This window comes from Thiocapsa imhoffii, assembly GCF_016583985.1.
Lineage (GTDB): Bacteria > Pseudomonadota > Gammaproteobacteria > Chromatiales > Chromatiaceae > Thiocapsa > Thiocapsa imhoffii.
Genome location: NZ_NRSD01000049.1, coordinates 1 through 5852, shown reverse-complemented (window position 1 = coordinate 5852; position 5852 = coordinate 1). Strand labels below are relative to the sequence as shown.

Genomic DNA, 5852 nt, shown 5'->3' with positions numbered 1-5852 from the left:
CCTTTAACCCTTAACCCTTTAACCCCCCTCCCCTCCCAATCACCAGTTCTTCCTAAAACCTGTCTCAAAAATCACTCCACATGCGCACCAAATTGGCATAGGAGCGGTCCACGTAGGCGGTTGCATCGGCCTTCGGGTCCTGTTTCAGCAGTTGCTCGCGGGCCAGATTCAACTCATAGAGGAGTTCGCGGCGTGCCGGATCACGCACATAGCTCTGAATCCAGGTCAGGGCGACGAGCCGTTCCCCGCGCGTCACCTCGGTCACGCGATGCAGGCTCGCCGAGGGATAGATGACCGCATCACCCGCGGGCAACTTGATCTCCTGGGTGCCGAACGGGGTGCGAATCGCAAGCGCCCCGCCATCATAACGGTCAGGCTCAGTGAGAAAGACGGTCATGGAGACATCGGAGCGAAACCGTGGCCCGGTCATCCCCATGATCGGATCATCGACATGCTCGCCATAGGCCATGCCGGGGGTATAGCGGGCGAAGATGAAGTCGGCGACCCGGTAGGGCAGAACGCCGAACCGCACGGTTTCATGATGGCCCAGGCTGGCCATGAGGATGCGGTTCAGGCGCTGCACCCGCTCGGGATCGGGGCGAAGTTCTTCATTACGCTTGACCCGCGCGGCGGCAAACCCCGCGCTCAGGGTGCCGTCGACGAAGGGGGCTCCAGCCAGGGTCTCGTGGATCTTGTCGAGTTGCGCCGCGTTGAGCAACGCCGGAATGGTCAGCAACATATCACGCACTCCAGTTCGGGTGGATCAGGCCACCGACGGCGCTCAAAAAGCGCGCGAGGCACCCGCCCGGGGGTATAAACTGCGCGTCTCTCGAGCCGACAACCGAGGCGACTGATGATTCTGAAGGCCATCATCGACGATCAGATCTACGAGCTCAATGTTCCAAACGCCATGATCGCGCAGGCTCAACCCTTTTTCGACCAATTGGATGCCGACATGGCCGCCGGCTGGCAGATGAGCCGCGAATGGGTCGAACAACCCGATCAACTGCAGCGCTGTCAGATCATCGCCGATAAACTGCTGACCGCGATCGAGACTGAGAATCAGAAGCTGGGCCTGCTGATGGCCGGGTATTTGATCGCACGGTTACCAGGTGTGGAGTCCGTCGAACTCGATATCCAAGGTGAGATCCAAAACAATCGATTCAGGATCGCCGAACAGCGGCCGGCTCCGCCCGCTCCAACAGATGCACCGGCTGCCCCAGGCCGACCAGGCGGCCAACCTGACCAGCTGGCCGCGGAGGCTGGCGAACCCGCTGCCAGGGTGCCAGGGCGCCTGCGTGGTCTCAGTAAACTCGCGGCCATGGAGCAAGCCGGTAAGGACATCACCACGGTGTTCAAGGTCGGGCGCGGCTGGCGTTTCTCGATCTTCGACCATGCGACCGGCACCTGGCAGGATGGCCCCTTGGCCTCCTCCGAGACCGATGCCGCGCGCTTGCGCCAGCAAGCCTTCAAGGCCCGCTACGAGGCCCTACAGCGTCCCGCGGAGGAGTGAGCGTGCGGGTGACGGTCGCGCACGACTGATCTCGCGCCTGCACGGTTGACCAGGATGAGAACGGATTCGGCATCATGATGGGACTTGGCTGGGAAGGCTGGTTCAGCCTCGGCATTGTTGCGCTCTGCTTTGGCCTCTTCGCCTTCAGCCGAGCCGCACCGGATGTCATCACCGCCGGCGCCCTCACCCTGCTCTTATTGTTCGGCATCCTCACGCCGAGCGAGGCGCTGGTCGGCTTCTCCAACCCCGGCATGCTGACCGTTGGGGTGCTCTATGTGGTGGTGACTGGACTCACCCAGACCGGCGCCGTCGGCTGGATCGGGCCGAACCTGCTCGGGCGACCGCGCGGCGAGACCGATGCCCGCTTACGCCTGATGGTGCCGGTCGCGGGGCTCAGCGCCTTCCTGAACAACACCCCCGTGGTCGCCATCTTCATCCCGGCGATTCAGGACTGGGCCAAACGCCACCGCCTCGAACTCTCTCGCCTGCTCATTCCGCTCTCTTACGCCAGCATCGCGGGGGGCACCTGCACCCTGATCGGGACCAGCACCAATCTGGTGGTCAACGGCCTCTACGCCGAACGCTTTGGCGGCGACGGACTGGGTCTGTTCGACCCCATTTGGATCGGGTTGCCGGTGACGGTCGCCGTGTTGGTCTTCATGTTGAGCGCGGGGCATTGGCTGCTCCCGCGCCGGATCCCGGCGGCGGCCAGCTACGAGGACGTGCGCCAGTACATCGCTGAGATGCTGGTGCAACCGGACAGTCCACTGGTCGGAAAAAGCATCGAGGACGCCGGGTTGCGCCAACTCCCCGGTCTGTTCCTGATCGAGATCGAACGCGGCGGGCAGGTCATCGCCGCCGTCTCCTCCGAGGAGGTGCTGCAGGGGAACGATCGGCTGGTGTTTGCCGGCATCCTCGACTCGGTGATGGATCTGCAGCAGACCCGTGGACTCATCCCCGCGACCAATCAGGTGTTCAAGCTCAACGTCCCGCGTCCGGGCCGCTGCTTCGTCGAGGCGGTGCTCTCGGACAAGTCGCCCCTGGTCGGTAAGAGCGTGCGCGAAGGCCGCTTTCGGAATCACTACAACGCCGTGATCATCGCGCTCGCGCGCAATGGCGAGCGCGTCGCCTGCAAGATCGGCGATATCGAACTGGCCCCGGGCGACACCCTGCTGTTGGAGACGCGCCCCGACTTCGTCGAACAACAACGCAATTCACGTGATTTTCTCCTGGTCAGCCAGATCGGTGACTCGCACCCGATCGAGCATCGACGCGCGCCGCTTGCCATCGCCATCGTGATCGCCATGGTCGCCGTGGTGACGCTGGGCTGGTTCAGTATGCTGGAGGCGGCACTGCTGGCCGCTGGGCTGATGATCCTCACCCGCTGCACCAATAGCCGCACGGCACGCCGCTCCCCCGACTGGCAAGTCTTGGTGGTGATCGCCACCTCCTTCGGGATCGGCGCGGCCTTGGAGAAAACCGGCGCGGCGTCCTTCATGGCCGGCGGGCTGATCGGGCTCGCGAATGGCGATCCCTGGATCACGCTCGCCCTCGTCTTCGTCGCAACCGCGATCCTGACCTCACTGGCGACCAACAATGTCGCCGCGGTGTTGGTCTTCCCCATCGCGATCCAGGCGGCACAGAGCATCGGCGTTGCGCCCGAACCCTTTATCCTGACCCTCATGGTCGCGGCATCGGCCAGTTTCGCAACTCCGATTGGGTATCAGACGAACCTAATGGTCTTTAATGTGGGTGGGTACCGCTTCGGCGATTTCGTCCGCATTGGTGTCCCCCTGACCCTGCTGGTTGGTGTGGTCACCGTGATCATCGTCCCCCTCGTCTGGTCCTTCTGAACAACAGCCGGGCGCCCTGACTCAGCCGTCCCTACACGCGCGGCGTCACGAGGCCTCGCCGGTCCTCAACGCCAGCCGCCGTCCAGGGACCCGGCCACGGTTCCTGCTCAGTTCGGGCCAGTTCCCCAGATCGAACCACCAACCGCTCAGACCACACGCCCGGCACCTCGCGCCGCGAGTTGCGTCTCCTGATTGACATTATATGAGAATATACTAATATAGTGATCAATGGGCAGGGTGATGGAGACGCCCGCCAACACTCGAATCAAAACTCGAACGAGGAGACAGCCATGAAACGAAATACAGCACTTGCAGCGGTGGGTGGGTTCACGCTTGGCATCGGCGCCATGGCCTTGGTGGCCTTTGCCGCGGCACCCAGTTTGATGATCGTCGAGGACGACAGTCTCCTTGGCTTCGAAGACACCATCGAGACGTTGAAGACCACGGCGTTCGAGAAGGGCTGGAAGATTCCGACGGTCCACCGTCTCGACGACGCGGTGAAACCCGCGGGCTTCGAGGTGAACCGCGTCGCGGTGATCGAGCTCTGCCAACCCGAGTTCGCTGGCCGTATCTTGTCGGATGAGCATGGGATGCTCGTGACCTCGATGATGCCCTGTCGGGTCTCTGTCTATGAGACCGCCGATGGACGGACGATCGTGTCACGCATGAATACCCGCTTCATGGCGCACACCTTCGGCGGCACCATCGCCGAGGTGATGGCGGAAGCCACCCTGGAGAACGAGGCGATCATCGCCAGCGTGATCAACTGACCCGCTCACCGGCCAGTCCAACGCTCAACCGGATTCGTCATCGAAGACCGGGATTGCCGTGACAGAACCGCCGCCAGCCTGGCATCAGTAATGCGCTGATGCCAGGCTGGCGGTTCTCGTTTTGGTCTCGGAGGGTCTGAGCAGCAGATCGAACTCCTGACCGACAACCACTCACCACAGGAAACCGATTGTTGACCCACTTTCCTGCATCCGCTAGGTTGCCCCTAGGCTTAAGGCGATTTGCGGGAAACCGCATCCCAACTGTGGATCGGGGATCGCCGGTCGAGACGACGCGATCACTCTATTCGGGGACAAGATTCTCCGGAAATCACCTAAACGCCTGATGTCTCGTCCAGGGCAGATTGGAGGTCTCGTCCGGACCATTCCTTTCCACAATTGGATGGAGAACACGTCATGCAAAAGATCGACATTCATCGAGTGCATGCAGAATGCATGAGCGGACTGTTCAAGAATATGCAATTGAATGCCAGCCTTGCTCATCAGCTCCACTACCTCGGCACGTTCGCCGTGGCACAAGGCTGGTTGAAAGACACACCTCAGACGCGGCGCGCGTTCTATCGGTTTTGCTTCGACGTCTGGGCCGCCGGTCGTCAGCCTGGATTGAACTGTCTACTCCAGACCTATTCCGCAGGGGTGAGTGCTTACTTCAAGCAAGTTCTTGAACTGTTAAGGAAACTGAATCAAAAAAAGGCTCTCCCGGATTTCAGGGGAATGTGAAACCAATTTAAAAACAATTATTTAACGCTATATTTTGCGTACACATCAACTACGAAAAGTCGCTGAACACGAAAACTCTAACTCATTGATTCATATTGACTCCACGCCGAAGCGAGCGTATCCGTTGAGATCCAAGCACACTCTTTGATACAGATGGGCGAGGTTGGTGATGCCGTAACAGCGTCGTTTGAGGACTTTCAATTTATTGTTGAGGCCTTCTACAAACCCGCTCGTCTGACGGTTGACAAAATAATGAGTGATCTCAGCGAAATGAGTTCTAAGCGTCCCAAGAAAGCGATCGAAACACCTGATTCCGCGATTCGAGACCTGTCGCATCCAGCGACGGATTTGACGTTTTCCTTGTCCTGTTGAGAGAGGCCTTTCATAAATCATTGTGAGCGCTTCGCACGCATCGTGAGCGTCTTTGATTTGGGGCGAGTGAACAAACAAACGATTGAGGATACGACGCTCATCGTCGGTGAGATCCGCGCGGCGATGGCGCAAGAGCCAATGCACGTTTTTGAACTGATCCAATGTCGATTTCGTGAGCGTCCGCTGTAACCGCTTCCATTCCCGTTTTCGTAAGGTCTCAAAACTCTCTCGATACAGACGAGCAATATGAAAACGATCTGCACAAATGAGCACACGTTTGCCGAAAACGGCTTTCGCAGCCCCAATGAAACCGGCATAGAGATCCGTGCAGATGACCTTGACGGTACGTCGTAACCGCTTGGGAATACTGTTAAAAAATGCCTTGACTGCGGCTTTGGTGCGCTCGCTGAGCAGTCCGATGACCTGCAGCATGCCGTTGATGTAGGCACTGACCACAACAACAAAATCGCGATGTCCTTTCTTCAGTGCAATCTCATCGATCCCGACCACTTCGAGATTTTGAATTGGATTCCAATCGATGGTGGCACTGATCTGACGATCAAGGATGCCTTGTAACGCATCAACGCCAATAGCCTGTTTCCGGCT

6 protein-coding genes are annotated in these 5852 nt (G+C 59.4%); 4 read left to right on the top strand and 2 right to left on the bottom strand.

What is annotated here, in order from left to right; all coding sequences use genetic code 11:
- Window positions 1-64: 64 nt before the first annotated feature.
- Complete coding sequence (locus CKO25_RS20195; protein WP_200389755.1) at window positions 65-739, bottom strand: Fe2+-dependent dioxygenase; 675 nt, start codon at window positions 737-739, stop codon at window positions 65-67.
- A gap of 114 nt (window positions 740-853) precedes the next feature.
- On the opposite strand from CKO25_RS20195, the gene CKO25_RS20190 reads away from it, so the two are divergent.
- The 4 genes from CKO25_RS20190 to CKO25_RS20175 all read left to right on the top strand — a co-directional run bounded on the left by CKO25_RS20190 (window position 854) and on the right by CKO25_RS20175 (window position 4874).
- Entirely contained in the window at window positions 854-1513 is a 660-nt protein-coding gene (locus CKO25_RS20190) for a hypothetical protein (RefSeq protein WP_200389754.1), read from the top strand.
- A gap of 74 nt (window positions 1514-1587) precedes the next feature.
- Window positions 1588-3366 carry an SLC13 family permease gene (locus tag CKO25_RS20185; RefSeq protein ID WP_200389753.1) on the top strand — a complete coding sequence of 593 codons (1779 nt, stop codon included), beginning with the start codon at window positions 1588-1590 and terminating at the stop codon, window positions 3364-3366.
- 290 nt (window positions 3367-3656) lie between these two features.
- Window positions 3657-4136 (top strand): DUF302 domain-containing protein, encoded by a 480-nt coding sequence (locus CKO25_RS20180; RefSeq protein ID WP_200389752.1) that lies wholly within the window; start codon window positions 3657-3659, stop codon window positions 4134-4136.
- 414 nt (window positions 4137-4550) lie between these two features.
- On the top strand, window positions 4551-4874 hold the full coding sequence (locus tag CKO25_RS20175; protein ID WP_200389751.1) for a hypothetical protein: 324 nt from the start codon (window positions 4551-4553) through the stop codon (window positions 4872-4874).
- A 90-nt stretch (window positions 4875-4964) separates the two neighbouring features.
- Here the strand turns inward: CKO25_RS20175 and CKO25_RS20170 are convergent.
- Window positions 4965-5852: ISL3 family transposase (locus CKO25_RS20170; protein WP_200389750.1), on the bottom strand; the 888-nt coding region annotated here is incomplete at its 5' end.